The 26,363-nt window shown below is 67.4% G+C and carries 15 protein-coding genes and 2 pseudogenes; 9 read left to right on the top strand and 8 right to left on the bottom strand.

Annotation, left to right across the window (positions count from 1 at the left end; all coding sequences use genetic code 11):
- Positions 1-60 precede the first annotated feature (60 nt).
- The 5 genes from ABZ027_RS36920 to ABZ027_RS36900 form a co-directional block, all read right to left on the bottom strand.
- On the bottom strand, positions 61-2,805 hold the full coding sequence (locus ABZ027_RS36920) for an AAA family ATPase (protein ID WP_356776273.1): 2,745 nt from the start codon (positions 2,803-2,805) through the stop codon (positions 61-63).
- A gap of 18 nt (positions 2,806-2,823) precedes the next feature.
- A complete protein-coding gene (locus ABZ027_RS36915) occupies positions 2,824-3,246 on the bottom strand; it encodes a hypothetical protein (protein ID WP_356776271.1) in 423 nt (140 codons plus the stop codon).
- 311 nt (positions 3,247-3,557) lie between these two features.
- Positions 3,558-4,901 (bottom strand): hypothetical protein, encoded by a 1,344-nt coding sequence (locus ABZ027_RS36910; RefSeq protein WP_356776269.1) that lies wholly within the window; start codon positions 4,899-4,901, stop codon positions 3,558-3,560.
- Positions 4,902-4,982: 81 nt separating this feature from the next.
- Complete coding sequence (locus ABZ027_RS36905) at positions 4,983-5,825, bottom strand: hypothetical protein (RefSeq protein WP_356776267.1); 843 nt, start codon at positions 5,823-5,825, stop codon at positions 4,983-4,985.
- Positions 5,822-10,408: an AAA domain-containing protein gene (locus ABZ027_RS36900; RefSeq protein ID WP_356776265.1), complete on the bottom strand. Its 4,587-nt coding sequence runs from the start codon at positions 10,406-10,408 to the stop codon at positions 5,822-5,824. The genes ABZ027_RS36905 and ABZ027_RS36900 overlap by 4 nt, the downstream gene beginning before the upstream one ends.
- 567 nt (positions 10,409-10,975) lie before the next feature.
- Between ABZ027_RS36900 and ABZ027_RS36895 the strand changes: the two genes are divergently transcribed.
- Positions 10,976-14,647 (top strand): P-loop NTPase fold protein, encoded by a 3,672-nt coding sequence (locus ABZ027_RS36895; RefSeq protein WP_356776263.1) that lies wholly within the window; start codon positions 10,976-10,978, stop codon positions 14,645-14,647.
- A gap of 84 nt (positions 14,648-14,731) precedes the next feature.
- Here the strand turns inward: ABZ027_RS36895 and ABZ027_RS36890 are convergent, their stop codons facing one another.
- The 3 genes from ABZ027_RS36890 to ABZ027_RS36880 all read right to left on the bottom strand — a co-directional run bounded on the left by ABZ027_RS36890 (position 14,732) and on the right by ABZ027_RS36880 (position 17,360).
- The gene (locus ABZ027_RS36890; protein WP_356776261.1) at positions 14,732-15,361 is read right to left on the bottom strand and encodes a hypothetical protein; all 630 of its coding nucleotides are present in this window, start codon (positions 15,359-15,361) and stop codon (positions 14,732-14,734) included.
- Positions 15,362-15,537: 176 nt separating this feature from the next.
- Entirely contained in the window at positions 15,538-16,077 is a 540-nt protein-coding gene (locus tag ABZ027_RS36885) for a GNAT family N-acetyltransferase (RefSeq protein ID WP_356776259.1), read from the bottom strand.
- Positions 16,074-17,360 (bottom strand): XRE family transcriptional regulator, encoded by a 1,287-nt coding sequence (locus ABZ027_RS36880; RefSeq protein ID WP_356776257.1) that lies wholly within the window; start codon positions 17,358-17,360, stop codon positions 16,074-16,076. The genes ABZ027_RS36885 and ABZ027_RS36880 overlap by 4 nt, the downstream gene beginning before the upstream one ends.
- A 240-nt stretch (positions 17,361-17,600) precedes the next feature.
- Between ABZ027_RS36880 and ABZ027_RS36875 the strand changes: the two genes are divergently transcribed.
- The 8 genes and pseudogenes from ABZ027_RS36875 to ABZ027_RS36840 all read left to right on the top strand — a co-directional run.
- Entirely contained in the window at positions 17,601-18,047 is a 447-nt protein-coding gene (locus tag ABZ027_RS36875; protein WP_356776255.1) for an ATP-binding protein, read from the top strand.
- Complete coding sequence (locus tag ABZ027_RS36870) at positions 18,044-18,256, top strand: hypothetical protein (protein ID WP_356776253.1); 213 nt, start codon at positions 18,044-18,046, stop codon at positions 18,254-18,256. The genes ABZ027_RS36875 and ABZ027_RS36870 overlap by 4 nt, the downstream gene beginning before the upstream one ends.
- 18 nt (positions 18,257-18,274) lie before the next feature.
- Complete coding sequence (locus ABZ027_RS36865; RefSeq protein ID WP_356776251.1) at positions 18,275-18,463, top strand: hypothetical protein; 189 nt, start codon at positions 18,275-18,277, stop codon at positions 18,461-18,463.
- A gap of 189 nt (positions 18,464-18,652) precedes the next feature.
- Positions 18,653-18,832: an FxLD family lanthipeptide gene (locus ABZ027_RS36860; protein WP_356776249.1), complete on the top strand. Its 180-nt coding sequence runs from the start codon at positions 18,653-18,655 to the stop codon at positions 18,830-18,832.
- A gap of 217 nt (positions 18,833-19,049) precedes the next feature.
- Positions 19,050-22,004 (top strand): annotated as a pseudogene (locus tag ABZ027_RS36855) (lantibiotic dehydratase).
- Entirely contained in the window at positions 22,001-23,275 is a 1,275-nt protein-coding gene (locus ABZ027_RS36850; protein ID WP_356776247.1) for a lanthionine synthetase C family protein, read from the top strand. The pseudogene ABZ027_RS36855 and the gene ABZ027_RS36850 overlap by 4 nt, the downstream one beginning before the upstream one ends.
- A gap of 21 nt (positions 23,276-23,296) precedes the next feature.
- A complete protein-coding gene (gene fxlM / locus ABZ027_RS36845) occupies positions 23,297-25,372 on the top strand; it encodes a methyltransferase, FxLD system (RefSeq protein WP_356776245.1) in 2,076 nt (691 codons plus the stop codon).
- A gap of 88 nt (positions 25,373-25,460) precedes the next feature.
- Positions 25,461-26,274 (top strand): annotated as a pseudogene (locus ABZ027_RS36840) (hypothetical protein); the annotation flags it as partial.
- Positions 26,275-26,363 lie beyond the last annotated feature (89 nt).

Below are 26,363 nucleotides of genomic sequence, written 5' to 3'. Positions count from 1 at the left end.
TTCCCGGCCTCATGTGTGCTGAATCCGTACCGCAGGCCAGCCCATCTACGTTTACTGCTGTCACCGTCGCCACAGCACTTTGGCTCTGCGCTCACTTCCGTATCCCAGGCCGTGCCGGTAGATCTCAGCCACCCAGTAGCGACCGTCGTTGCCTCGAGCGAAAACCCCAGAGTCCACGAGGAAGTCCGCCTCCTGCACTGAGATTCCGACCTCCTCCAGATCGAAAGGCACCGTCACTGGCTGACGTACCTGCTGTAGTCGGCTCAACAAATTGCCGACTTCCTGGTTCTCTTGCTGAATGGAGTCGATCTTGTTCGTACTGCATGCGAGTAGTGCCTTGCGCATAGCTCCAGGCACCAATACGCGGTCCTCCCACGCCGTCTGAGGAATCGACAACTGCGCCGCCTCGGACAGAAACACGACGACGTCCCTGGCCTGCACCTGGTCATTGAAGTCTCCGAGAGCTGCAGGCACCCAGAGGTGTGAACGTGCTTCCTTGGACTTTTCCGTCCCCATCTTCCAGCCCCAGACTGGAATGAGGGTCTCCACCAGCTCGTCGTAGGACAGTTCGGTGATCTGGGATTCGGCCAAGGGCGTAGGCAGCGCGCCGGCGTGAGCGGTGACCCACAGCGCGAGCCGCAGTGCCTCTTCCTTGTCCCAGCGCAGTGCATAGGGCTCGTACCGGGCCAGCAGCTGCCCGCTGTTTTGGCGCACTGCCCGTGTCACTAGATCCTGACGGACGAAGACCACCAGCCCAAGAGGGCGCCCCCGCAGCGAGCGCAGCCAGGCGAGCACGTCGATCAGCAGCACGCGCAGTGCCGTTCGCTTGGACTCGTTGTCGAGCGACTGCAGCAGGTCCTCGAGCCCGTCGATGACGAACACCGCCCGCGCTCGCTTGCCGAGCTCGGTCAGAGCTGCTTCCGCGCCGCTACTGTCCGGCGGCCGTACACCTGCCGCAATAGCCAGGCACTCAAGCCACAAATGTCGCCATTGGAGTTCGTCCTGCGCATCGAGCGTCGTGAGTCCACTTTTCAGCCGGTCCTTGATTTCCTGAGAGGTGGCAGCCTGGCCCGACTCCCCGCCGTGCCCCGTCACGAACGCGTCCCGCAAGTCCTGAGTCGTGAGGTCGTCATACTCCAGGTTGTCCGACTCGAGCACCGGAACCACGGGCACGCCCAGTTGAACGTCGTTGATGCCGGACTGCTCGGCAAACTTGTCCCAAGACTGGGCTGCACATGCCTTCGCGTACATGAAGGTTTTGCCGGCGCCCTTGGCACCCACCACGAGCGCCTGGGGCGGCTCTGTACGGTGGTCTCCCAGCAGCCTGCGTAGCGGATCGGTCACCAGGAAGCCACTGGCCGACGACATGCCTTCTCGCTCGGCGTAGACGTACCGCTGAGCCGTTTCCGCTAGTCGGCTGCGCAGCGTGGTGAGGTCGACGGCGTCCAACAGCTCCTTTGAACCGGACGCAGTCGGAGAATCCAGAGTGGGCATGATCGGCTCTAGAACTTCGGCAACTTTGCAGCTCTCTAGCACTCGCATCACGGCGTCCCAGGAGGAGGGGAGAGCGAGCAGCTCTTCGCGAAACGGGCTGAGCAGAGGCTGAGAAAGGAGGTCAGTGTCTACTTCGCCGGTGTCGTGAGCATCTGCATCCGGCTCATCGTCGGGCCGCCTGAGTGACGCGAACAGCGCACTGCCCAGTTCACTACGTGCACGTTCCGCCTGGTCCTCGTGTACGTCCTGCCGATACTGAGTGATGATCACAGAGCTCGCCGGGTCGACACCCTGCACCGTCGGCGCCCGGTGTCCCAGCTGCCGCAGCAGTCTTTCGGTTCCAGCGAGTGACTGATGGCTCAAGGTGGTGACGAAAACACGCTGGACACGGGGGTCGAGCAGCACAGGAGCGGACAACTCGGTTGCTCCTGCGCGCAGGTCCACGATGACGGTGTCTGCACCGACGCGGGCGGCGAGTGCCACGAGTGCTTCAGTCAGGAAGTATGGGGAGCGGCCCGGCGTCAGCAGATCTGCTGGGTCGATCCGGGGTGGGCCAAGCAGTGGCCGGCGACTGGCGGGGATCACGGTCACGCGCCCCCCGCTGGTGTACCGTCCGACCTGCTGATTTGGCAGATACGCGGCGGCGATGTCTACGGCCGTCGACCAGCTGCCGTCCTCGCCTCCTTGCAACAGGGCGAGCAGGTCCTCGTAACAGAAGTCGAGTTGCCCCCCTTGGGCTCGGTGCATCCATGTGATTCCGGGAGCCTCAAGATCGGCGTCGATCAGCAGAACGCTGCCGCCGCGCTGGGCCACGGCGTCAGCCATGGCGACCGCGTGAACCGTACGCCCCACTCCGCCCTTGAAAGAATGGAACGCCACCAGTTGTACGTCGTCGGCAAAGGACGCGGTGACGGGCCGTTCCAGTGGGTCCGCCAGCTGCGGAGTGATGTGTTTCTCGCGTAGCAGCGGGACACGGCGCGGCTGGATCACGTTCTCCGGTTCGGGACTGAGGGTGACGGGCAGGCCCGCAAACTCAGTCGACCGCGGATCGTCGAGCCCCAGCACGAGCGTGCCGTCGAGCCACTCGGCCGAACCCGCTCCGAAAGCCGCGTCCAACCATTGCTTCACTTCTTCGGCATCCGTACCGGAGACAACGGTGAACTCGAGGCCGTCCCACCAGCCATCCGCCGCTCGCAGCCAACTGGGCCACCGGCCCGCTGCCGCTAGGAGAGCCAGGTGGTCTTCCACGTCCACCCATGTGAACAGATGCTCGGGGGGAGCCAGCCCCTCCAGATCAGTTAGTTCGGCCACGGCCTTGTACTCCTACCCCTAGTCCTGCTCGCACCAGCTGATCAGAGCGCGAAACGCTTCCTGGGCTTCCTTCTCGTCCGCTGAGTCAAGCTTTGCACCATAGCGCCATGCCTGATGTAGATCGGCCAGAGCGACGGAGCCACGCGTGGGCGGGTGCATTCTGCAACTCTGAAGCCGGTCGAGGCGCGCGCCCATGGCCCGAGGCAAACGCAGCTCCTTGGCGAGTTTGCGAAGGTCGTGGGTGGGCTCCAAGGCCGTAGAGTCGCGGTGCCCGTGCCGCACGAGCAGCCGCTCCTTGAGCCCGCACTCAGCGGCGTAAAACAGGAGGAGACAGACCGTGGCCACGTCTCCGAGCGCGCTGTTCGAGTCAACTGACTCCGCTGAGTCGCGCAGCTGATCTCGTCTCCTCTGGAGCGCTTTGACCCCCACCTGAAGCACCATGGCGCCATCCTTTCACCACAGCGCGTAGGTTCCCCCGGATAGAGGAAAGGCGGCAGCCGAGTGCTCGGTGAACGTGCTGCTGGATGCCCGTGCTTGGATCACGAAGAGTTAGCGGTCTGACCATGGAGTCCGAGTCTCGGGCTGGTGGTCGCGTTACAGTGCGGCGCGGCTCTTCGGTTAGATGCCAGCCCTGCGGGGTGGTGCCAAGGCGTGAGCCCCGTGTCGGTGCTCGTGAGCCTGTTCCGCAGACCGGGTCAGACCCACGAGCTGCGCCCGTGGAAGGGCCGAGTAACGCTTGCGCGCAACTTGGACTAATCGCGCAGTAGGCGCATGCCCAGTACAGAACCGTCCGGATGTATGGAGACGGGACCGTTCCAGCGTGGGGCCCAGGCGTCGCGTGGCCAAGCGGACCGGCGTGCGTATATTTCCCGGCGGTACTGTTCCACCCGTCCTTCCTCAAGGTGGCGGAAGAGATCCTCCGCGACGCCGGAGAATGCCTCGACTCGCTTCCGGTTAAGCCGGAAGACGTGGTCGGTGCCGACGAAGTCGATGCCGAAGAACCGGTGCCGTGCGTCCTGGACGCTGTCCGTGGCCGCGTGCGTAAAGCCTGCGAAGTGTCGTTGCCCTTGTCGTTTCGTCAGGTACGGGATAGTCGCATTTGTGTCTCCGGCGAAGGCGGTAAGGCCGGCTGCAGCTGTGCGGGCAAGCACGTGTTTGAACCACCCGTACAGTTCGGGACTCACGTGATAGCCGGGTTCGGGTTCCGCAGGCTTGTCGCTTTGCCCGGGTGGCTGGATGCCGGGATACACGTTCTCGTCCTCCAACGCGTGATCAAGAACGCGCTCGGGGGCGTCCAGCCAACCTCCTTCTCCGCCGGCCTCCAGGGTGTGGACCGTCAGCGGGCCGTCGAGTGGGAGTTCTGTGCTGAACACCAGACACGGTGTCTCGTCCCAGGCTCCGATGTGCACAGCCTCGGCGTGGGCGGAAGCCGAGGCGAGCTGAGTATGAGAGGCGGAGAGCCCGCTGTGGTTGCCTTTGCACGCGATCGGGAAGACGCGAGAGGGCTCGCCGGGTTTCCATACCTCGGCGAAGAACTGCGGTCGGTATCGGTAGCCCGACTTCGGACCTGTGTCTCTGCTGGTCAGGGCCCACCCTGCGCGCAGAGCTGTGTCAGCTGGCACGATCGAGACGAAGTGGTTCGGGTACCGCCTGCTCAGAAGCCGCGTAGCGAGCGCCAGCGCGAAACCGGTGCCGACTTCTCCCGACTGAAGTGCCTTGTAGTACTCCGCGGTCTCCTTGCCCTCGGTGGAGAGCGCCATGAAGGAGTCTGAGTTCCCGGTGAGAGCCTGGTTGTACTTCAGGCAGCCCCAGTGTTCGGCGAGGCCGCGTCCCGCTCCGCGTCGTGCCAGGGTGATTCCCCGTCCAAAGGAGTGCAGGACACCCCAGGGTGTGAGTTGCGCGAGTCGGCCAAGATCCTTTGCAGGTATGGGCTTCAACCCGGGCTTCCGGCGAAGCCGATCGAGATCCTTCTCCTCTCTCTGCTTGTCGTCGTCCGCCGCCGCGATGCTCACGTCTCCGGCCAGTTCCGTGTTCGAGTGGATCGCGACGTTGGATGGCTCCGCAAGGTCCCTCAACACTTCTGCCGTGAACTTCATTCTGCTCCCCCTCGAGATCCGATGTGCCTGCATTGAGCACTTGTGGCCGGCAGCCACGCCGCAGATTTCCTGCGTGGCGGCCTACGTGTCCGCTCCGAGATGGCTGGCCGCGAGGTCGTTGAGGGTGCCGTTCACGACGTACCAGGACACGGTGAGCGTGTCGCGGTCGGGAGAGTGTGCCTCGCGGAACTCACGCCGCGGGTGGACGAAATTGCGGTACTCGCGAAGTGTCTGGCTGTATCTCTCCATGTCGATGTCGATCCAGCCCGCCTGGTGGCAGATGTCGATGAGGGCCTTTAGGCCGATGAAATTCGGGTCCTTGTTGCTCAGCAGGGAGGCGTCGCGCTCCTCAATCACCGTAAGCAGGACGCCTTCGAGGAGGCTCCCCAGCATGATGATGGCCGCGATGTGAGCGCCATTGGCGAAACAGGTGCGGGCTTCGTCAAGTCGGCGCTGGAGCAGTGCGGCCATCCGTGGTTCACGGATGATCTCTGCCATGGTGGCCTTGAGCTCGACCGGTGCCTGCTGGCCCGGGTGTGCCAGAGCCGGGTCACAGACAACGATCCGGGGTCGGCCGCCCGGATTCTCCAGACGGAAGCCCTCGTGGACGAGGAAGGTGTTGACCGCGTTGACGACCGTCGCGAGGACACCGGGTTCATCGAGGTACTCGCGTGCGTCTGCGAGTCTGACCAGTACTTTCTCCAGCTCGGTCGGGCTGTCACGACGAGCAGTGAGGAGCTGGAGAGTCCACTCGCCCCGGTACTCGCCGTCGTACTCGGGAACATTGAGCCACCCGGCGTTCTCCAGGAACTGGGCGATCTCGAAGCCTCTGCGGTAATAGAGGTGGTCGTCACCGCAGATGACGCGGGCCAGCTCCTTCAAGGTGTTGCCGTCGAGCGGGCCCAGAACGGCTTCTTGCGTCATGCTGCGTCGTCCTCTGCAGTGTCGTCGTCGATTCGGTCGTCGGTCTGTTCATCCCCGGTGTCCTCGTCGTCGGTGAGCCCGTCGTCCGAGGAGAGGTCGAGCGGCTTCCACTCGGCTTGGGAGCCGGCTACCTGGGCAGGTGGAGTGGAGCGCGCATAGCTGGCGGGGCGGATCTCCTGGCGGTCGAGTTCTTCCCACAGGCCGTCGAGCGCCGCTTCGGGATCGAAGCGGAATTCGCTCTCCCGTACCCGCCAGAACTCCCAGCCCACGCGCTTCAGTTCGCGGTCCCGCCGCTGGTCGTTCTCGATCTGTTCTCGCGTCGCGTGGTGGAAGGCGTCGCCATCGCACTCCACGGCGAGGCGGCCGCGTGCCCCCACGACCACCAAGTCAATGCGCTTGCTGCCGGCCGGGAACTGCGGGATCACGTGGTAGCCCCGCTTCTTGATCTCCAGATACACCTGCTGTTCGAAGAGCGAGTCGAAGGGAGCCCTGCGGACGTCCGGCAGCACCGGTCCGATGTCGTCGGCGGCTTCCATCGCGGCGGGCGGGTTCTCCATGTATGTCAGGAGGTTGAGCCGTAGGTCGTGCGGCTTGAGACGGTCCGGCGGGACCGAGTAGAAGAGCCACATCTGATCCTGAGCCCTGCTGGCGGCGACGTTGTATGCCTGCTGCTCGCTCTTGTTCCCGCCCGCTGCGCGCGGCGGGTTCGTCACGACCATGGACAGCAGGATCACGTGACGCTCGTCGCCCTGGAACGAGGCCGCGTTGCCGACGCGAATCTGGTGCTGCTCGCGCACGGTGGCCGGCAGCCGCTGCTCGATGAGGGTCTCCAGGAGCTTGATCTGTCCGAAGCCCTGGAGCACGATCACGCCCATGGTCTTTTCCTGGTAGGCCGGGTCCTCGGCAAGACGGGCCAGACAGTCGACGATCGCCTCGGCCTCCTTGGGGTTGTGGACACGGCTTTCGCGGCCCGCGACCACGGCGCCCTCGACGAAGTGGGTACGCAGCGGGTCCAGCCGTTCGGCTCCGTACTGCCGCAGGGGCAGGAGCTTGTTGTTGTAGAACGTGTTGGAGGACCAGTTGATGATCTCCGGCACACAGCGGAAGTGCTCTTCGAGGCGGATCACCTTTGGGAAGAAGGTGGACAGCAACTGGTACAGGTTTGTGTGCGGCGTGTAGAGCTCGCGCAGCCGGCTGGGCATGTCCGGCAGATGGGCGGCCAGCTTGTCCCGGATAGCTTGGTGACGGCCGTTGCGTGTGAGGGCGGGCGCACACTGTTTGTCGTCACCGACGACGATCACACGGGGAGCCAGCCACAGGAGGAAGAGCGCGTCCATGCCCGCCTGACTGGCCTCGTCCACGATGACGACGTCGAAGGCATCCCGCCTCGCCTGCACCATCTCGGCGACCTGGGGGATGGGCATGACCCACGCGGGCACTGCGTCCTGGGCCACGGACATCGAATCGCGTGCCGCGGCCCTGAAGAAGCCGGTGTTCTTCCCCTTGCCCTTGCCGAGGGACGCCATGTGGGTCCGGTACGCCTGGAGCGCCGAGCGCTGTTCCTGCGTCATCCGCTCCAAGCAGTGCAACCGACCCCAGGCCGCGGCGAGTTCGCCGGTCACCTGCTCCAACCGGTCTTCGTGCTCGCTCAGGTCGCCTTCAAGCTTGCGCTCCAGACCGGGTGTGCGCTGCCTGTCCAGGAACTGTGAAGCCTTCGCCCACGCCCACGCCCGCTCCAGGGAGCCCAGCCGTTCCTCCCAGTCGGGATCGTCGGCGTTGTCGAGGAGGCGGCCCGCGAGCAGGGAGTGGCCGGCGCGCAGGGCGCCCAGCAGTTCGTCGCACCGTCGCGTACGGTGCTCCCGCCGGTGCGCGGACGCCAGTGCCTCCAGGGCCTCGGCATAAGCCTCCACGTTCTGGTTGCGGAGAGCCTGGACCAGGGCCATGGACTCTGTGGCCAGCTGTGTGCCGCTGACGGGGGCACGAAGGAGTTCGTCCCACGCGGCCAATTGCGCAACGGCCTCGTCGGCGGCCCGTCGGCCATGGAGCGCGGCGACACCGGCGTTGAAGTCCTGCCACGCCTGGCAGGAGGCGGTCGTCAGCCGTACCCCGTGACGCACGAGAAGCGCGTCGACGCAGTCCCGGGCCGAGCCGAATGCCTGTATGTGCTCAAGGCGCTCGGCGCGCGAGGTCAGTTCGGCCAGCCGCACCTCCACGTCCCCCGGCGGGACGGCGGCGTTCACCTGCTGCCAGCGCGTGGCCGCGCCGGCGATCGCGGAGTGCGCCCGGAGGTGGGCCAGCACGGCGTCCAAGTCCTCAGTCGTTTGGGGTGTACGGCCGTCGACTGTGCAGCAGTCCAGCAACTCCTGTGCGTTCTTCTGCACTTTGCCCGGGAACCGGGACCGCAGGGTCTTGCCTGTAGCCAGGTGATCCCGGAGAGCGACACCGGCGGTTGTCAGCTGGCCTGCCTTCTGGGCGGTCAGGTCCTCGGGCATGGTCACCAGGCGCAGACCCAGCGCATCCACGTCCCCTGCGACCTCGCGGATGTCGCCGGTGACGGCTGCCACCCGCTGCCACAGTCCGAGGTCGGATCGGCAGAGCCGGTCCGTCAACGCCCTGGTGATCCAGGAACCGGGATCCCAGCGTGTGGCGTCGGCAGGCATTCCGAGGTGATGAAGGGCCGTCTCGCATGCATCGAGCAGCGAAGCCAGCTCGGAGGTCACAGACACGTCGAGATGGGCGAGTACGTTCCGGATCTCGACGGCCTCTGCGGACAGACCTTCATCACTGAGGCGGCTGGCCGCGAATACGTCCGCGGCTTGCCGGGGCGAAGGAAGATCGCCAGGCACGGGAAGCGCGCCGCCGGCCCGCGGTTCACCCGCGCCGTCACGCAGCAGGACGAGCAGTTCGTGGGCCTGCTCGGAGGCCAGCGGCGGGACGTCCTCGGCGGTGTCGGGCAGACGGCCAATCCATCCGAACTCTTCGGTACCGGCTTGGACCCGCTCCACGATCTCGGCGAGCGTTCCTGCGTATCCCGGTGCCACGCTCCGATGCCGGTACTCGGCCTCCCGGAGCGAGATCACCTGCTCCGTGAGCGTCTCGATCCGTCCCCTTGCCTCGTCCCGCTCCCCGGTGAGGCGGCGGATCTCAGCACGTAGTTCGGCGGGGTCACTGGCTGCCACCTGGTCGGTGAGCGCGTTGATGGTGCGCTCCAGTTCGCCCTCGCTTTCGCCGTTGTGGCGAGTGGAGCTGAGGAGCAGAACGCACAAGTCCCTTACGGGTTGCGGAAGCTTGTCCCGCAACACGGTGAGCGGCTGGTCGCGAGCGCTGGTGACGAGTACCCGCTGGCCCTGTGCGAGCAGTGCCGAGACAAGGTTGGCGATGGTGTGGGTCTTGCCCGTCCCCGGCGGCCCCTGGACCACCACACCGGTGTCGTGCTCCAGGCGCCCCAGCACGCTGCGCTGTTGAGCGTTCGTCTTGCCCGGGAACAGGGGATCGTCACCGAAGAGCGGCGCCCTCTGGATCCCGTCCCAGGTGGAACGATCGGCGGTCTCGATGTTCATGGCCATCTGGGCCAGGCCGAGCGGTGCCTGGCCCTCCGAGGCCACCGTCTCGGCGATCTGGTCGTAGAACCGCAGCAGCGAGTTGAGGTTGCGTGGGCGCATGACCAGGGCTGGCGCGTAGGTGAGACGCGCCCCCAGTTCAGGTGCGCGGGGTGGCTCCCACGCTGCGCTGAAGCCCATGGGCCGAGTGGTCGCCCGCTCCTGCCACTGCGCGAGCTGCTCCAGCGCCTCGGGCCCCAGCGGGTCCATCCCGCGAGCCGTGATCTCCTCCGAGAGAGCGGCCCCGCGCTCGCGTACCCAACCATCATCACTGTCCAGGAAATCCTGGTCTTCGAGACGCAGGGCGCTCTCCGGCGACAGTTGCACCGTAAGCCGCGCCGTGCGGCGATCCACCGATGTCTCTACCCGATGGGTGAACAAATGGCGGTGCACTACGTCACCGTCCGGGGTGACCCAGGTCAAAAGCCCTATGCCCAGGACGAGTTCCGTCTGGTCGTCCTCCCGGGCTAGCTTCTGGTGCCACGCATACAACCGGTCGTAGAGCTCGCGGAGCGGTCGTTCCGCGCGCTCCCGCGCCGCCCACCGGCGCCAGCGATCCAGCCATATTCCGTAGGCTCGCAGCACGTCACCGGCCTCTTCCCGGCGGAGGACGCCCTCGTCCGCCGGCTGCTCCCTCTCGTCCGCGACGCGTACAAGCTCGCTGCCCGGCCCCTCTTCCGCAAGAGGCGGATCCCCTGCGTCGGGGTCGAGGCAGCGCGTCGGCTCGATCCAGCCGTCGAGAGAGTCGGGCAGGTCGGGTGGCGCACTCTGCGGCACGTGGTCGAGCGTCAGCAGCACGCCGTCAGGGCGCGGGGCCGGCCTGCGGACGGGATCCGGCAGCCTGGCCAGCCACAGACGTTCACGGCTGCGGTCGTCACGCTGTCGCTGGTGGCTGCTGTGGACCATGTCGCGTAGGAAGTTGACCAGCCCTGCTGTTTGCCCGATGACATCGGGGTCACTCGCCTGGCGTCGCGGATCGTTCACCGTTCTCCTCTCGGCTGCTGACGAACGTTTCAGGATGAGGGTCGGTTGAGAGCACAACAACGGGGCCCGGGCAGGATGACCGGATCCGTTTCACGGATTCGGCAGCGCGCACGTCGCTGAATGGGCTCTTCGCGGACATGCCGAAGCGTCTGACTGGGCGCACTCCGTAGTGCTTCCGTCAGGGCCTCTACGCAGGTGGGAGGCACTGCGGAGAGGCTGGCGGGAGATGCAGGCACCCACTTGCATCCGAGGTGCTGCGGGCATGCGAACGGAGGGTTGAGTCCACGGCGAATGATGACCGGTTACGGTGCAAACCGGACGCCCGGCTTGATAGTCGAAGCGCGGAGTGCCCACGTCGTGAGAGACGCACATCGCAACAAGGGCGGCCAGGGGTGTCCGTCGGCTGCATGCGGTGCAGACCACCGCGAACGGGGGAATGTCCCGTTGTCAGTGGTGCCGTTTATCGTGTTGCCCAGGTGAAGTAACGGTGCAGGCCGTGAACTTCAGGGGGACGTGCACGCAGGGGTCGAAAGCGGGGCAGCAGTGACACACGGGGACAGCAGTCGTATGGCGCCGGACGACCTCATCCAGGACCGCGAGGTCGACAGCGCCCAGAGCGACCGGTTGGCACACAGTCACATTGCCGATCAGCTCCACGACGTAGTGCTGTCAGTGCCCACACCGACCAACATCGCAATGTGGGGACCTTGGGGCTCTGGCAAGTCGGGCGTGGCCAATCTCCTGAGAGGGTTGCTCGACGAGGGGGACGGCGTACGGTTCGTGCGGTTCGACGCATTCAAGTATGCGGAGAACCCACTCCGCAGGAACTTCATCATCGCGGCCGCCACAGCCTTGGGCATCAAGGACACGAAGTTCCACGAGGAGCTGTACGGCGGACGGGTCGCAGTGAAGCTTCAGTTCGGGCGGAACGAGATAGGACGTCTCCTGAAGATGTTCGGCCTGACCTTCGGAGCTGTTGTCGCCTTCTTCGGCGCTGCCATGGCTCTCTTCGCCTGGCTGCACGGCGGGGCGTTCCGACCCACCTTCGCCAACATGGCGGCCGGAGCCCTGAAGGCGGGCATCGCACCGGCGGCCCTGTTGACCTCGCTGATGGTGCTGGTCTCGCGCACCCTCACCCGCGAGCACAAGACGGAAGCAGCCGACAGCGACGAGCAGTTCGAAGAGATCTTCGCCGACCTCGTCGCACGTGCTGGCGTAGAGCGGCTCGTCGTGTTCGTGGACGAGCTGGACAGGTGTAAACCTTCCGACGTCGTGGCCACGCTGGACGCCCTGCGGACGTTTCTGGGGGTCGACGGCTGCGTCTTCGTCGTCGCCGCCGACCAGCAGGTCCTGGAGGAGGCACTCACACGCGCCTTGGAGCAGGCCACGCCTGCCGACACCGTGAACCCGTATTACAGCAGCGGAAGCGGCTATCTCGACAAGGTGTTCCAGTATCAGCTCAGTCTTCCGCCGCTGCTGGTGCCAAAGGTGACCAATTTCGCCGCCGATCTGGTCCGCTGGCGGGGTGGCCTGTGGGCCACCATGGACATCAACCTGGTGGTCAGTGTCCTCGTGCCCTCGCATGTGCGCAGTCCACGCCGGGTGAAGGCGTTGCTGAACACGTTCGCTCTGACCTACCGGCTGGCTCAGCGGCGGGCGGCGGACCGGCTGTTGGAGACCGACCCGGCCACACGGGTTGCGGAGATTGCCAAACTGGTCTGTCTCCGGGTGGAGTTCCCCCTCTTCGCCAGAGACCTGCTGCTCGACCACCGCCTGTGCGAGCACGTACTGACCCTGGACGCCAATCCTCAGGCCGATCTGGGCCCCCACGTGGGAGAACAGGTCAAGCAGGCCGCGCGCAGGTACGCGAATCTCGATGCCGACGTCGACCAGCGTCTCAGTGACCCTGAAGACCCCGACGAAGATGAGGACGGGGAGAAGAAGGCAGCCGACGTCCGAAAGCACCACGTTCAGCAGCTCGTGGCCTATCTCAAGCGGACACGGAAGGTGCCGGGCCCGGGCAGCGATCTCATTTTCCTGGAGACCAGTGGCAGCGTGTTCGGGCTTCCCGCTGCCGTGGCCGAGGCGCTGGAGCAGCAAGCCCAGAACGCCGAGCTGGACGAGGTACTGACGTCCGTCAGCGGCCTCTCCGCGGAAGAGCGCTCTGCCGCTCTGGCCATGCTGACGCAACAGGCCCGGGACGCGATCGGCCTGGAGGAGGAGAACGTCGCCTATGCCGTCCTGGCGGTCTGTGGTGATACATCCATCTCGCTGAACGGCACGGCGGACACCGCGGTCGAGACGCTCACGCCGATCCTGACCAACTCCCCGCACGCCCTGCCCGACGAGGTACTGGCCGGTTGCTGGCGGCTGGCTCTGGCAAGTGACCGCCTGGCAGCTGTCGAGATGCGGACGATCGTCCTACGACACTCCTCGGTTAGAGAGAGTGCTTCGGTAGCCGCGATGGTGATGCGCCATAGTGAGCCTGCCCTGGCAGCAGACTTCCTCCTCGCCCAGCAGTTGGTGTCCCGCCATCTTTTGGGCGAGGAGGAGGACATGACGGATATGCTCGCCGAGCTCCCCGCCTCGGAAGCCGCGACTCTCATGACGCAGGTCAGTCCCGTTGCCGCGAAGGAACTGCGGGCGCTGATCGAGCAGCACGAAACGTGGAAGAAGGCCAAAGCTCAGCCGGGCGCCGTTGCGCCGGACGCCTCAACGGAGCCGAGATCTCCCGACGAGGCACTACAGAGACTGGAATGGCTTCTCGAGCACTGGTTCGAAAAGAGCCCCGAAGCGGCACACGCTGTTGTGGAACTGCTGCTGGCGGCCGACAACCAGCTCTGCCGGACCGTCGTGGAACGGAAAACGGACACGATCCCCACGATCAGGGAGACGGCACTGGCTCGGGCGGTGCTGTCGAGCGCCCGCCGGCGTCTGACCGATCGGTGGCCAGACTGGCTGGGGATGCTGGACACGGGGTCGTCCATCGACGACTTGACCGAGGAGTTCGACAAGCTGTTGAGCGAGCTGTGGGTGAGGGCCAGCAAACTTGACGATCCTCTGGAGCCCGAAGCGGTCACGCGCGCCGCGGACAGCTTGATGCGGCTGTTCGACAACCAGCCCCCGGACCGCTGTCCGCACATCACACCTTTCGTTCTGCCTTCGTTGTCTCGACCCTCGACCGAAGAGGAAGCCGCCGAGCAGCTGCGGCTGCTCGGCGCGCTTCAGCCGCTGGAGAGCGGCGGCCTGCTTAAGCGCACAGACTTCGTCCCCCACCAAGCCGAGGTTCTCACCGAGCTGTTCGCCGACGGAGACGATCTCGTCGTTTCGCAGGACGACACGATCCTGACCTACGTTGAGTTGCTCCTGAACGACTGCCTGCGTGACCTGGACTCTCCCGCACCAGCACCGCTGAGTCCGGAGAAGGCCCGTGCTCTGGTGGAGGCCCTCGACGACAGTGGCTGGCTCCCGGAGCTTGAGTACACCCGACTACGGGTCCACGCGCGCCATCTGCTCCTCACCGGCGGCGTTGGACGAGACGGTCTTCAGACGTCGCTGTCGGCTACGGACATGGCTGCCCACGCCCGTAGCCGCCCCAACCGTGTCGGCGAGACGCTGGCTGCTTGGATCGCTTTGGAAGAGCCCGCGGCATCGGACCTGCTCACGGCCGTCTCGGCAGGTCTGAAGCAGCAGTCGCCGTTGCAGACCGACGCGATGCTGCTTCAGGCGGTGGCCTCACGGCTGGCTAGTTTGCCCGGGCAGGACCAGGCCGGCTTCTGGAAGGATCTGCTGGGAGGTCCGGGCACTCGTCTGCCGGATCAGACGCTGACTGTAGCCGGATGGCCGTCGCTCCCCGATGCCTTCACGGCTGAGCTTTTGATCGACAGGTATACCCGTGCATCCAAGAATCCCGACCGGCGAGCCGTTCTCGACCTGTGGAAGGCCGCAGACGTCACATTGCTGGCTGCTCGCCGTGACCTGATTCAGCACGTCCTCCTCCCCATGCTTGAGGTGAACCAGGGAGCCGCCGAGTTCGCGATCATCTACCTGCCGCAGCTGATGCAGTCCGTCCCCAAGGGGATGGGGAGGACCGTACGTGAGGCCGTCGAAGCAAGTGGCACGAAGTGGAGCAACCTTGCGCAACGTGGTACCAAGGCTCTGAAGGACGTGGGCTACTCCACCGAACGCACGGGCCTGCTGAAATTGCGCGAACGTATCAGCCGCGGCAACGACGACTGAGAGGCCAAGGGCGCAGCTGAATCTGGATCAGGACGAAGCCAGACGTGGCCGAGAACGCGCACTTTGCCCTCTGCTCATGGCGAGTCACCGCAGGACATCGATGATCTTTGCTAGCTGGTAAACAGACTCACCGCTGTGTCCCTTGGCCGCCATGTAACCCAGGATGGTGTCCCGGTCCAGACGTCCTTGACTCTGTAGGTCACGCAGGGCGTCACGTGCTCGGTCCTGCCCGAAGCCTTTCGCCCACCCGTTGTTGCCATTTGCGTGGATGAATTCGAGACCGGCGTGCACCGATTCGGTTCGGGTGTCAGGAGTGGTCTCGCCGGTCAGGAGATTTCGGGCGCCGACCTCCATCGCCCACCCGTTCAGGGGATCCATTCTGTGTTCGACTGCTACGAGAGATGACCCCTGAGCGCAGTTTGCGGCCATGTACATGAGCTTGTAGTTCGGGAGGTACGCCAGCACGGGGCCTCTACCGCCCCTTGGGTTTCGGGCGCGCGGCGTGGTCGCCGGATAATTGCTGGCAAACCAAGTGATTGGTGCCAGCCCCAAGGTCCAGACGTCCTTGCTCGCGGTAATGAGCAGTGGTTCGGTTTGGAGGCGTTGCGCTTCCTTCAGAACCCAATCGACCGCCAGTTGGGCGGCTTGGTCCGGGTCGGCTGCCTCGGAGGCTTGGTCAGGCACCCAGGCAGCGGGATAGGTCGCATCGGTCATGTAGCGAAGGTATCCGGACGTACTGACAATGCTCCGCCTACGTGTGTGGGGCGTTCCAACCCCATGGAGGCCAACAGCGGGCGGCGGAGGACGCCGGGCACCGGCCTTGTGCATGGAGTCCGGGGTGTGCGCGAACTGCTTCCCTGTTCGATGGCCCGGGTGGGGGATGTTGCCGCTCAGCGGACGGCACAAACCATCACGGTGAGGACCGGTGAGGCTGGTGATGGCTGGCTCTGTCCGATGTCCTCGTACCCCCATGACTTGTAGAGCGCGTGGACCTTTCCGTCGCCGGCGGCCGAGTTGACCATGAGCGTCACGTACGGTTCGTCGCGTGTGGTGAGGAGGGCGTCGTGGATGCGGCGGGCGGTGCCGGTCTTCCGCCAGGTCGGTCGGACGCCGATCTCCTTCAGGGCGACGGCTGGGCGCTTGGTGTACTTCTCCGCCGGCGTCGGGCTGGTGCGCTGCCAGTACCGGTCGCCGTGCTCGATGGTGTTGCCGTAGGCGTAGCCGACCGGATGCCCGTCCGCGTACGCAAGGACGGCTGTGAACCCCGGCTCGGTGCCGTGCCGGTCCAGGCGCTCGCCGAAAGCGGTGACCGCGTAGTTCGGCAAGTGAAGGAGTGGGGCGCGCACGTCGGCGTACACATCGAGGAGGTCGCCGCGGGCGGTGTCGAGGGTCGTGAAGGTGCGCAGTTCGATGGCGGGCGCCGTGGTCATGCGGCCATCCTCCAGGTGGCGGCGTGTTCGGTCCAGGTCTGCGCGCTGGAGCTGCCCGGCGCGGTTGCTCGCAGTGCGGCCCCGAACTCCTGCAGCATGCGCGTGACCCGGGCGTGCTGGGTGGCGGCTTCGGCGGGGACCTTCATGGCGGTGGCCGTGGCGGCGTCTGGGGCGCCCTGGGCGAGCTGGGCGTGGGCGAGCCGGGTGGTGGTGATGGCGCGGGAGCGGATCATGTGGGGTCGGAGGGCGGACAGGCAGCGGTGGGCGTGGTACTCGGCGGTCGAGTAGTCGCCGAGCGCCAAGTGTGCGGAGAGGGCCAGGGAGTCCAGTTCGGCCTGGTCGTAGAAGGCGAGCATCCAGACCGGCCGGTAGCCGGCGGGGTCGGCGCGCAGCATGGCGTCCTGTGCCTGCTCGAACGCGCGGCGGGTGCCGGTGCGGTCCTGGGCCGCGCCGTGGATGGCGCCCTGGCGGGCCAGGCCGAGGGAGGCGAACAGGGGGTCTCGGCGGGTGAGGTGCAGGTTGCGGGCGACGTCGTTGGCGGCAAACGCGTCGGCAGGACGGCCCATGTGCCGGTACATGGTGCCCGCGTGGCTCCAGATGCGGAACTTGATCGCCTGGTCGCCGGACATCTCGGCGAGGGCCTGGGCCTCGCGCATGTGCGCCTTGGCGATGTCGTAGCGGCGGCCGTCGATGGCGGCCCACATCGCCGAGGATCGGAACGCGGCTGCGGAAGCGTAGAGGTTGCTGCGTACCCGTTGGCTGGCGCTGCCCGCGTTCTGGAGATTGAGCGCCTCGTCGGCGAGCGCGGCGGCCCGCTGCTCGATGCCGAGTTGGCCGCCGTGGCGGTGGTCGCTGGCGATGATCTCGGCGAAGCGCTTCTGTAGACGGTCGACGTCGCTCATGCCGATACGGCGCGGAGATGCGGCACCGGGAGCGGCTGCTGCCGCAGCTGCTGCCGCGGCGATCCCGCCGACGAGGGTACGGCGCTTCATGTCGGGGTCCTCCTGCTGCGGTGGGGCTGGGGTGGACGAAGGCCGGCCCCGTGGCACGAACCCTAAAGCGATCGCGGGCAGGCCGCTGACGTCCTCAAGTGCCCTGCGGGTAGCCGATTTGGGCCACGTGACCCGGCCTGCTTTCCAGTCCCGGACCGATGAGCCGTCGAGGCCGCCGTGTCTCCCGGTCAGCTGCTCTAAGGCCCTGTTCACAGCGTCAGCGAGGCTGTTGGAGCTGTAGCCGTGTTCGGCCATCCACGCCTCAAGAACGGTGTTGCGCGTGGTGTCCATGTCCGCACGGTAGCTCTCACGCCCCCTTGCCCACCAGGTAAAGGGGAGGTCAAATCGCCCTAGGTCCTTCCATCGCAACGAGGGTTGATCGCCCTAATCACCGTGCTCAGAAAGGGAGTTGTCTTGATGTCGGTCGCCCGCCACACCCCACCGTGTGGGCGGCTGTTGACGGCCCGGCCTGCCCCTGGGGCTCCCCGCGGGGGTGGGCCGGGCACCGAGACAACCCGAAGGCTCCCCCCAATGACGAGGCTCACTGCGCAAGTTCACGTCGCCACAGTCGGACACCCCACCTACAGCCAGACCTTCCCCTGCGAGCCGTCCACGGCCGAGATCGGCCGCCGACTCCTCCGGGACGTCCTCGGCATATGGCACCTCGACGACCTCGCCGACCACGCCACGCTGATCGTCACGGAGTTGATCGCCAACGCCGCCAGGCACACCCCGTGCAACGAGATCCGCCTGTTGGTCGAGCGGCCGAGCGCGACACGGCTCCGGGTCGGGGTACTGGACCGGGCGCCAGCGTGCCTGCCGACTCTCGGCGAGGCCGATATCGACGACGAGTCGGGCCGTGGGCTGCTGCTCATCGACGCAGTCGCCGACCGCTGGGGATACGACCTGCACGGTTCGGGCAGGCGCCCATGGGCCAAGGAAGTCTGGGCCGAACTCCGCATCAAGGGCTGCGCGTGAAGACCTTGGTCACGGCGAGCCCGCCGCTCCCGCACGTCGGCCACCTCAGCCCTCGCCAGCAGATGGCCATGGACTGCGCCCTCTGCGCCCGCCGACTGGGAGCGAGAGGCCGGGTGCTGGGCGACGTACGCCACCGAGGTCTGCCGTTCCAACTCTGGGTCTGCATACCCGACTGCCGGGTGGCCAGACCGACCGTCCCGTCCGGCTGAGAAAGGGGACGTTCTCCCATGGACTGGCCGTGGATGACCGGCGACTGCTGGCTCGGCTGTGAGCGCACCGGCGTCCTGGTGATCTGGCTCGGCCCGGTGCAGTGGGACGGGCAGCACGCCCCCTTCTACGCCTGTGAGCCATGCCTCGACCGCCTCAAGGCCCAGGCACTCGCCTACTTCATGAAGCGGCGACCAGCGTCCGCTTGATCACTCTCGGCACATGACTTCCCGGTGTGAGGCCGACAGCCCGCGAGGACTCCCTCCGCGGAGCACGTCTCCTCGTGCCGGGTGGCCAGGAACCGTCCGGGGAGCCAGCCGTCCGGTATCGCTCCCCGCCATGGGGCCTGGTGGGCACCACAGTCCAGCAACACACCAATGATCACAAGGAGTTGAAGCATGACGCGCAGCACCGTAGTTCCCAGCCGTACCGAAGTACGCCCGCAGATCCCAGGGGCATCGGACGGCTTCGACCTGGACGTCTCGCTCGTCGAGATCGCCGACCCGGCCGGCCTGGTCAACCTGACCGACGACAACTGCGGGTCCACCTGCGGCGCCTGCACCACCAGCGTCGCCTGACCCCGCCCCCAGTTCGCTCCGGTCTGGTGCCGCCGCGTTTCGACGCGGCGGCACCAGTAGACCGTCCCCTCGCCTACGGAGGTAGTTGGTGGTTGCTCCGCCCGCAGCATTCCGCACCGGATCTACTGCTCTCGTGCGCGCCGTGGCCCGGCCGTCGCTGCCGGTCCCTCCGTGCCCTGCCCTTGATGACGACTCGCCCGGTGGTTCGTCTGCCTGTATGGCGTGGCTGCGAGCCGTCTGGGCAAACCAGGACGTCGCCGAGGCGCTCCAGTACTCCAGCCCGGTCCTGGCCGCGCAGGTAGAGGCCCTGTCCACGGCCGAGCATCCCCTCCACCGAGAGGTGCGGCGCGCGGCGCAGTCCGTAGCCCGCTATCTGCTGCGCGCCCAGCACCGAGCGACGCCCTTCGGCCTGTTTGCCGGTGTGGCCACGGCGGGGTTCGGCTCGCAGGCGCGTGCAGATTGGGGCGAGGAGCACGTGGCCGCCGGCCGCGCGGGGGCAGAGTGGCTGACCGCCGTGGTCGAACGGCTGGAGTCGTGCCCGGACCTCCTCCAACGGCTGCCCGTCGTCGTCAACAACACCGTGACCAGCCGGGGAGACCGGCTCATCGTGCCCTTCCAATCGGACGTCCAGCACACGCGGGCGCGTGCAGTCGAGGCGTCCCTAGCCCTGACCGAACCGGTGCGGGCGGTCCTCGCCACGGCCCGGGCGCCGATCCGGTTCGGCACCCTCGTGGACAAGCTCCAGGCGGAGTTCCCCGAGGCCGGACGAGAGAAGGCGCATCGTCTGCTGTCGGAACTGATCCGCCGACGGGTGCTGATCACGAGCCTGCACGCACCGAGCACCGAGACCGACGCCCTCAGGTATCTGCTGAGCCAACTCGACGCGATCGACGCCGGAAACCTCGCCTCGGCTACTGAGACGGTACGTGAGCTGCACGCGGTCCGGGCGGGCGTGGAGGAGTGCGTCACGCACGGCGGCCGGGACAGCATCGCGGCGCGGATGCGGGCTCTCGTCCCCGGCCTGCGTCGCCATCCCGTCGCGCTTGACCTCCGTCTGGACGCGCAGATCGTTCTGCCGGACGAAGTCGCCCGAGAGATCGAGCGTGCCGCCCTCACCCTGACCCGGCTGAGCAGCCGCCCTTACGGAACCGCCCAGTGGAACGACTACCACCAGCGGTTCTACGAGCGATACGGCATCGGCACGATGGTGCCGCTCCAGGATGTCGTGGCGGACAGCGGCACCGGCTATCCCGACGGCTACCCGGGCGCTCCGGTCGACGCGCGCCGGCCCCGTATCTCCGCTCGGGATGACGTTCTCGTACGGCTCGCACAGGCCGCCGTACTCTACGGACGCGACGAGGTGGTCCTCACGGACGGGCTGATCGCGGCCCTGGACGCAGGCCCCGACGAGCCCCGGCTGCCACCGCACCTGGAGGTCGGGGTGCGCGTGCACGCGTCCAGTCTGGAGGAGTTGCAGCGCGGGAGGTTCCGGCTTGAGGTCATGAGCGTCTCCCGTGGCGCCGGCGTCTCCACCGGCCGGTTCCTCAGCGTGCTGGCCCCAGCTGACCGGCAGGTCCTGGCCGCGGAGCTCGCCGACCTTCCGACCGCAGACGGCAACACCGTTCCCGCGCAGCTGTCTTTCCCGCCCCTGCTCTCCGGCAGCGCCCACGTCACCCGCGCCCAATAGGTCCTCCCTATCGTGATCAGCCTCCAGGAGCATCGCGCCCCCCAGGACGCTGTCCTCACGCCGGGGGACCTGGCCGTGGGATGCGACGGCCGCCGCATGTACCTGGCCGCCCCGGAGCGAGGCCACCGTGTCGAGGCCGTCGGGATGCACGCACTGAATCTGCACGCGCACACCCCGCCGGTGGTGCGGTTTCTCACCGAGCTGTCCCGCGCGCAATGCGCCCAGGTCACCGTGTTCGACTGGGGTGCCGCCACGGCGATGCCGTTCCTGCCACGTCTGCGGTGCGGGCGCACGGTCCTGGCCCCGGCCCGCTGGCGGCTTGAGGCGCCCGAACTGCCCGGCCGCGCCCGGCCTCGGGCGGAGTGGGACGCCGAGCTCGCCGACTGGCGGGCCCGGCGACGGCTACCGCAGCGCGTCCACCTTGTTGAGGACGACCGGCACCTCTTCCTCGACCTCGACTACGCCGGTCACCGCGCGCTCCTGCGCCAACACCTCGACCGCGGGCGCCTGGCCGTACTGGTCGAGGCTCCGGGACCACGGGCGTACGGCTGGTGCGGTGGGCGAGCCCACGAGGTCGTGGTGCCGCTCAAGGCGACCCGACCTCCGAAGTGGCCGCCGCTGCCCGCACCCAGCCGGGCGCGTGCTCTCTCTGCGGCCCAGATGCAAATGCCCGCCGCTTCCTCGGTTCTTCTGGCCGCTCTATACAGCGATCCTCGTCGCCAAGATGTGCTGCTCTCAAGGCACTTGCCTGTCCTCCTCGAACAACTCGCCAACCCTCCCTGGTGGTTCATCCGCTTCCGTGACCCGGACCAACACCTTCGCCTTCGCATCGCCCTACCCGATCCGGACGCCTTCGCCGAAACAGCCCGAACGGTGAGCGCCTGGGCCGACGAGCTGCGCGGCGTCGGCCTGCTGGCCGATCTGCGCTACCCCACCTCCTACCGGGAGATGGGTCGTTGGGGTTCCGGTGCAGCGTGGGAGGCGGCCGAGGAGGTGTTCCGGGCGGACTCGCGCGCCGTCCTGGCCCAGCTTGCGCAGCCGCGGCGCCCAGGCCAGCGCACGCTGGTGGCGGCCCAGACGGTCGCCATCACCTCCGCCTTCCTGGGCACCACCGAGGTGGGTATGCAATGGCTGATCGACCACGTCCCGCCGACCGCACCTGCGCCCGTTCCACGCCCGCAGTTCACCGAGGCCGTACGGCTCGCCGACCCGAGCGACGACTGGGCGGCCCTTCGCAGTGTCCCGGGCGGAGACGCCATCGTGTCCGGATGGGCCGACCGGGAGGCAGCACTCGCCGTATACCGGCCACACCTGCCCGGCCCGGACACCCAGGGCATCGCCGTTGACGACGTCCTGACCTCCCTGCTGCACGTCCACTTCGTGCGCCACGTCGCCGTGAACTTCCCGGAGGAAGAGGTGTGCCTGCATCTGGCGCGCGCCACTGCTCTGGCCTGGACCGCCCGCGCCAAGGGGAGGAACTCGTGACCACCCACGCTGCGCTCGGCCTGGTCAATGCCATCGCCATCCAGCTCGCCGACCCTGACACGGCGCTCCTCAGTCCGAGAATGATGTCCTCGGACCGGCAACACCTCGCTTACGGCCCTCCCGGAATCGCGCTTCTGCATATCGAGCTGGCCGCGAACGGCCTCGGACCGGGGCAGCGCGCTCACGACTGGCTCGCCGCTGCCTCCCGGCAGCCGTTGACCAGGGGCTCGGACAGTCACCCCTTCTATGGGGCGCTAGCTTTCGCCTACGCCATGGCCTGCGCCGCCGATCAACTTCCTGGCTCCTACCAGCGGGCCCTCACCGCGCTGGACCGACAGGTCGTGGTCGATGTCGGGCGCCGTCGCGACGCCGCACACCGCCGCATCGATGCCGGACGCCTGCCGCAGCTCGCCGAGTTCGACACCATCCGGGGCCTTGCCGGTTACGGCGCCTACCTCCTGCGCCGAGACCCCGACAGCCGCGCAACGCGTGCCGTCCTCAACTACTGCGTACGCCTCACCGAACCGATCACCCACCGTGGAGAGCCCCTGCCGGGCTGGTGGGCGCAGACGGGCCCCTCGGGGAACTCGGACGACCGATTCCCCGGCGGGCACGCCAACAACGGCATGGCACACGGCATCGGCGGCGTGCTCGCACTCCTCGCCCTCGCCGCCCGCAAGGGCACCCTCGTCGAGGGACACCACGCAGCACTGCGCACCATCCTGGCCTGGCTGGACCGATGGCAGGAGAAGACCGGTCATGGACCGGTCTGGCCGTACTGGATCACCCTGACCGAACTGCGTACCGGTTGCCTCGTCCCGTCAGCGCCCCGGCGGCCCTCCTGGTGCTACGGCACCGCCGGCCTCGCCCGCGCCCAGCAACTCGCCGTGCTCGCCCTCGGCGACACCCGCCGCCAGATCGACGCGGAGAACGCCCTCGTGGCCGCGCTCACCGACCTCGACCAGCTCAAGGCCACCACGGACAACGGCCTGTGCCACGGCTTCGCCGGCCTCGCCCACGTCGCCGCCCGCACGGCCGACGACGCCCATCCCTCGTCCGCGGGCCAACTCCGCGCCGCGATCCCGGCGCTCCTTACCGCGGTCCATCCGGCGGAAAACGACCCCGAACTCGCCGCCAGCGGTCTCATCCAGGACCAGGAATCTGGCCCCGGTCTACTCGACGGCGCCGCCGGCATAGCCCTGGCGCTCCTCGCGCCCAGTACCGCCGTACCGCCCCAGACCGCCTGGGACACCTGTTTCCTCATCGCCTGATCCGCTGACCGAAGGACCTCCATGTCCCCCGACCGCTGGCAGCAACACAACATCACCTTCATCGACCGTGAGAGCGCTTGGTGCGCCACCGCGGAACGCATCGGCCCGGCGCTGCTCGCAGCCGAGAGAGAAGGGCAGCTCACCGGCTGGTGGTTCATGAACAAGCATCCATGGCCGCTGCGGTACCTCGCCGACGAACCCTCGCCAGTCATCGAGTCACTGCTGCGCGAACTCGTCGGCGAGGGCGTGGCCACGTCGTACCTGCCGCATATCTACGAGCCCGAGGTGGACGCCTTCGGCGGACCAGAGGCCATGGACGTCGCCCACGGGCTGTTCCACAGCGACTCCCGCCACCTCCTTGCCTACCGGCCGAGCCGGGAGCATCTGGGACGCAAGGAGACCGCCGTCCTGCTGGCGAGCGCCATGATGCGCGGTGCCGGACTCGACTGGTTCGAACAGGGGGACGTATGGGCGAAGGTCGCCGCCCTCCGGCCAGCCACCATCCCTCTGCCTCCCGAACGAGCCGCCGAACTGGTTCCGTCCATACAGAAGTTGATGACCTCGGATGCCCACAGTCTCTGCCGCCCGGACGGCCCGCTGCAGAGGCACGACGAGTGGGTGACCGCCTTCGAACAGGCCGGGACCACGCTCGCCGACCTCGCAAGCCGCGGCGCCCTCACCCGCGGCCTACGCGCAGTCATCGCCCACCACGTGATCTTCCACGCCAACCGCGCCGGCCTCCTCCGGGACGACCAGAGCGCCCTGTCCCACATCGCACGAGAGGTAGTCATGGGAACGAGTGACCACACCGCGTCGCCCGACGAGGCAACCACCAGCGTCGATAGCGTCTGCGTGGTGACCACCGACACGATCGCCACGGCGGACGCCGAGCGCCTCCGCAACGCCCTGGTCGACCAGCTCCGCGCGGACGGACACGCCCGCACACCCGCCGTCGAGGCGGCCTTGCGAACCGTGCCACGCCACGTGTTCGTGCCCGACGCATCGCTCGAAGACGCCTACGCCAACGCACCCGTACACATCAAGTACGACACCGACGGCACCTCCATCTCCTGCGCCTCCCAGCCGGGTGTCGTCGCCCTCATGCTGGACCAGCTCGAAGCCCAGCCCGGCGAGCGCATCCTCGAACTCGGCGCCGGCACCGGCTACAACGCCGGTCTGCTCGCCCGCCTGGTCGGCGAGAGCGGACACGTGACCACCCTCGACGTGGACGAGGACCTCGTGGAGGGCGCCCGCACGCACCTTGCCGCAGCCGGGATCATCAACGTCCAGGCTGTGACCCGTGACGGAGCCCTCGGCTACGCCGAAGGAGCACCGTACGACCGGATCATCGCCACGGTCGGAGCGCACGGCGTACCGCACGCCTGGTTGCAGCAGCTCGCCCCCAGCGGTCGGCTTCTCGTCCCCCAGCGCCTCAAGGGCACGGTGTCCCGATCCATCGCCTACGAGCAGCGTGACGGCCGTTGGGTCTCCCTCGGCAGCAAGATGAACACCTTCATGCCGCTCCGACGGGGCATCGCCGACGACGACCGCCGAGCCATCCCGCTCAGCACGGACGGCACCGTCCGGCTACAGGCCCCCGTCGGCCAGCACATCGACGCCGAAGCCCTCACCGCCGTCCTGGACCAGCCGCGCACCGAGGAGTGGACCAGCATGACGGTCCGCGCCATGGAGTCGCCGGAGTGGATGGAACTGTTCCTCACCTGCACCCTCCCCTCCGGCCTGATCCGGATGCTGTTCCCCCAGAGCGCCAAGGGCACTCTGCTCACCGAGGACCCCTACCCCTCATCGACCGCGGCTGTCGACAAGGGTGCCGTCACCTACCTCGCCCGGCGCCTGTCGAAGAAGAAGACCCCCGAGGGCGGCAAGCTCTGGGAGTTCGGCGTCATCGGCCACGGCCCCGGCAGCGACGAGCTGGCCGCGACGGTCGCTGACGCCATCCGCGCCTGGGACCGCAACTACCGCGACCGCGAGGCCACGTTCGAGATCCAGCCCCTCGACACCCCCGCCATCGAGCAGCGCCCGGGCCTCTTCGCCCTCGGCACCCCGCTGAACCGCATCGTCGTCGACTGGCACTGACGCCGGACATGGAGCGGACGGTGCCCGCCGACCCACGGCCGGCGGCCACCGTCGCCTCAACAGTCCTCACTCTCGACCCGGGGGATCCATGGACCCGCACGGCCCCGTAGCCCAGCGCTTCCCTCTCGTCGCGCGATTCCGACCCGCCTGCCTACCCCTGCCTCAACGCGTACGCGCACTCGTCGACTTGGCCGACACCGCGGTGAAAGCGACCGACCAGGGGCTCGCATCGGCCGTCTACAACCAGGCCGCGCTCATCGCCTCCGACCTCGACCTCCCCGACCTCGCACGCGCGATGTGCCACCAGCACGCCGCCGCCTACCTCCATGCCTGTCCCCTGCCCAGCATGAGCGCGATCCGCGGACTGGAACCAGTCGTCAACCTGGCCCGCCTCCAGATCCGCTCCGGCCACGCCGATGAGGGCCGTCAGCGACTCCTCGACCTGTACAAAGCCGTCGAGTCGGGCACGGCCGCCCACTTCGAGGGCGTCAACGTACCCGCGGACCTCACTGCGACCGACGAAGACCGCCAGGAGGTTCGCGCGTGGCTGTGGCGCGTCCTCCTCGCCGACGGCACGCGCACCCTCACCACCGAGGGGCGATGGGCCGAGGCCCTGGCACACATCGAAGCCCACCATGGCGCCGGAAAGCGGATGCTCGACGGGCGGCAGGTCGCCGTAGTCGCCGCCCTCGTTGCGAACGACACGGCTGCGGTTGCTGATCTCCTCGCCGACACGATGCCCGGCGATCCATGGGAGCAAGCTGTCACTGACTGTCTGACCGCCCTCTCCCGGCTCAACCGCCAGACAGCCCGTCGACAGACACCTGAAGGACATGACAGCCGCCTATCTCGAGCGGCAGGCCGAACCCGGGATGACCGTCTTCGACATCCGACTTGGCCTTAGAAGCCGTATCTCAACCGATCTTGGAGCGTGTGGATCGAACAGAGTTCCTGGTCGGGTGATCTTTCGGCGGTACGCGCATGAAGGCAG

It is taken from the genome of Streptomyces sp. NPDC006332 (assembly GCF_040612855.1).
Classification (GTDB): Bacteria; Actinomycetota; Actinomycetes; order Streptomycetales; family Streptomycetaceae; genus Streptomyces.
The sequence above is the reverse complement of the archived record's forward strand: the minus strand, read 5'-3'. Positions and strand labels throughout refer to the sequence as shown.

Excerpts from the sequence above, each read along its gene's own strand:
- ABZ027_RS36880 (WP_356776257.1), bottom strand. The coding sequence starts at position 17,360 with ATGGACACCACGCGCAACACCGTTCTTGAGGCGTGGATGGCCGAACAC.
- ABZ027_RS36860 (WP_356776249.1), top strand. The coding sequence starts at position 18,653 with ATGACGCGCAGCACCGTAGTTCCCAGCCGTACCGAAGTACGCCCGCAG.
- ABZ027_RS36910 (WP_356776269.1), bottom strand. The coding sequence starts at position 4,901 with ATGAAGTTCACGGCAGAAGTGTTGAGGGACCTTGCGGAGCCATCCAAC.
- ABZ027_RS36875 (WP_356776255.1), top strand. The coding sequence starts at position 17,601 with ATGACGAGGCTCACTGCGCAAGTTCACGTCGCCACAGTCGGACACCCC.
- ABZ027_RS36895 (WP_356776263.1), top strand. The coding sequence starts at position 10,976 with ATGGCGCCGGACGACCTCATCCAGGACCGCGAGGTCGACAGCGCCCAG.
- ABZ027_RS36915 (WP_356776271.1), bottom strand. The coding sequence starts at position 3,246 with ATGGTGCTTCAGGTGGGGGTCAAAGCGCTCCAGAGGAGACGAGATCAG.
- fxlM (WP_356776245.1), top strand. The coding sequence starts at position 23,297 with ATGTCCCCCGACCGCTGGCAGCAACACAACATCACCTTCATCGACCGT.
- ABZ027_RS36885 (WP_356776259.1), bottom strand. The coding sequence starts at position 16,077 with ATGACCACGGCGCCCGCCATCGAACTGCGCACCTTCACGACCCTCGAC.
- ABZ027_RS36865 (WP_356776251.1), top strand. The coding sequence starts at position 18,275 with ATGGACTGGCCGTGGATGACCGGCGACTGCTGGCTCGGCTGTGAGCGC.
- ABZ027_RS36905 (WP_356776267.1), bottom strand. The coding sequence starts at position 5,825 with ATGACGCAAGAAGCCGTTCTGGGCCCGCTCGACGGCAACACCTTGAAG.
- ABZ027_RS36890 (WP_356776261.1), bottom strand. The coding sequence starts at position 15,361 with ATGACCGATGCGACCTATCCCGCTGCCTGGGTGCCTGACCAAGCCTCC.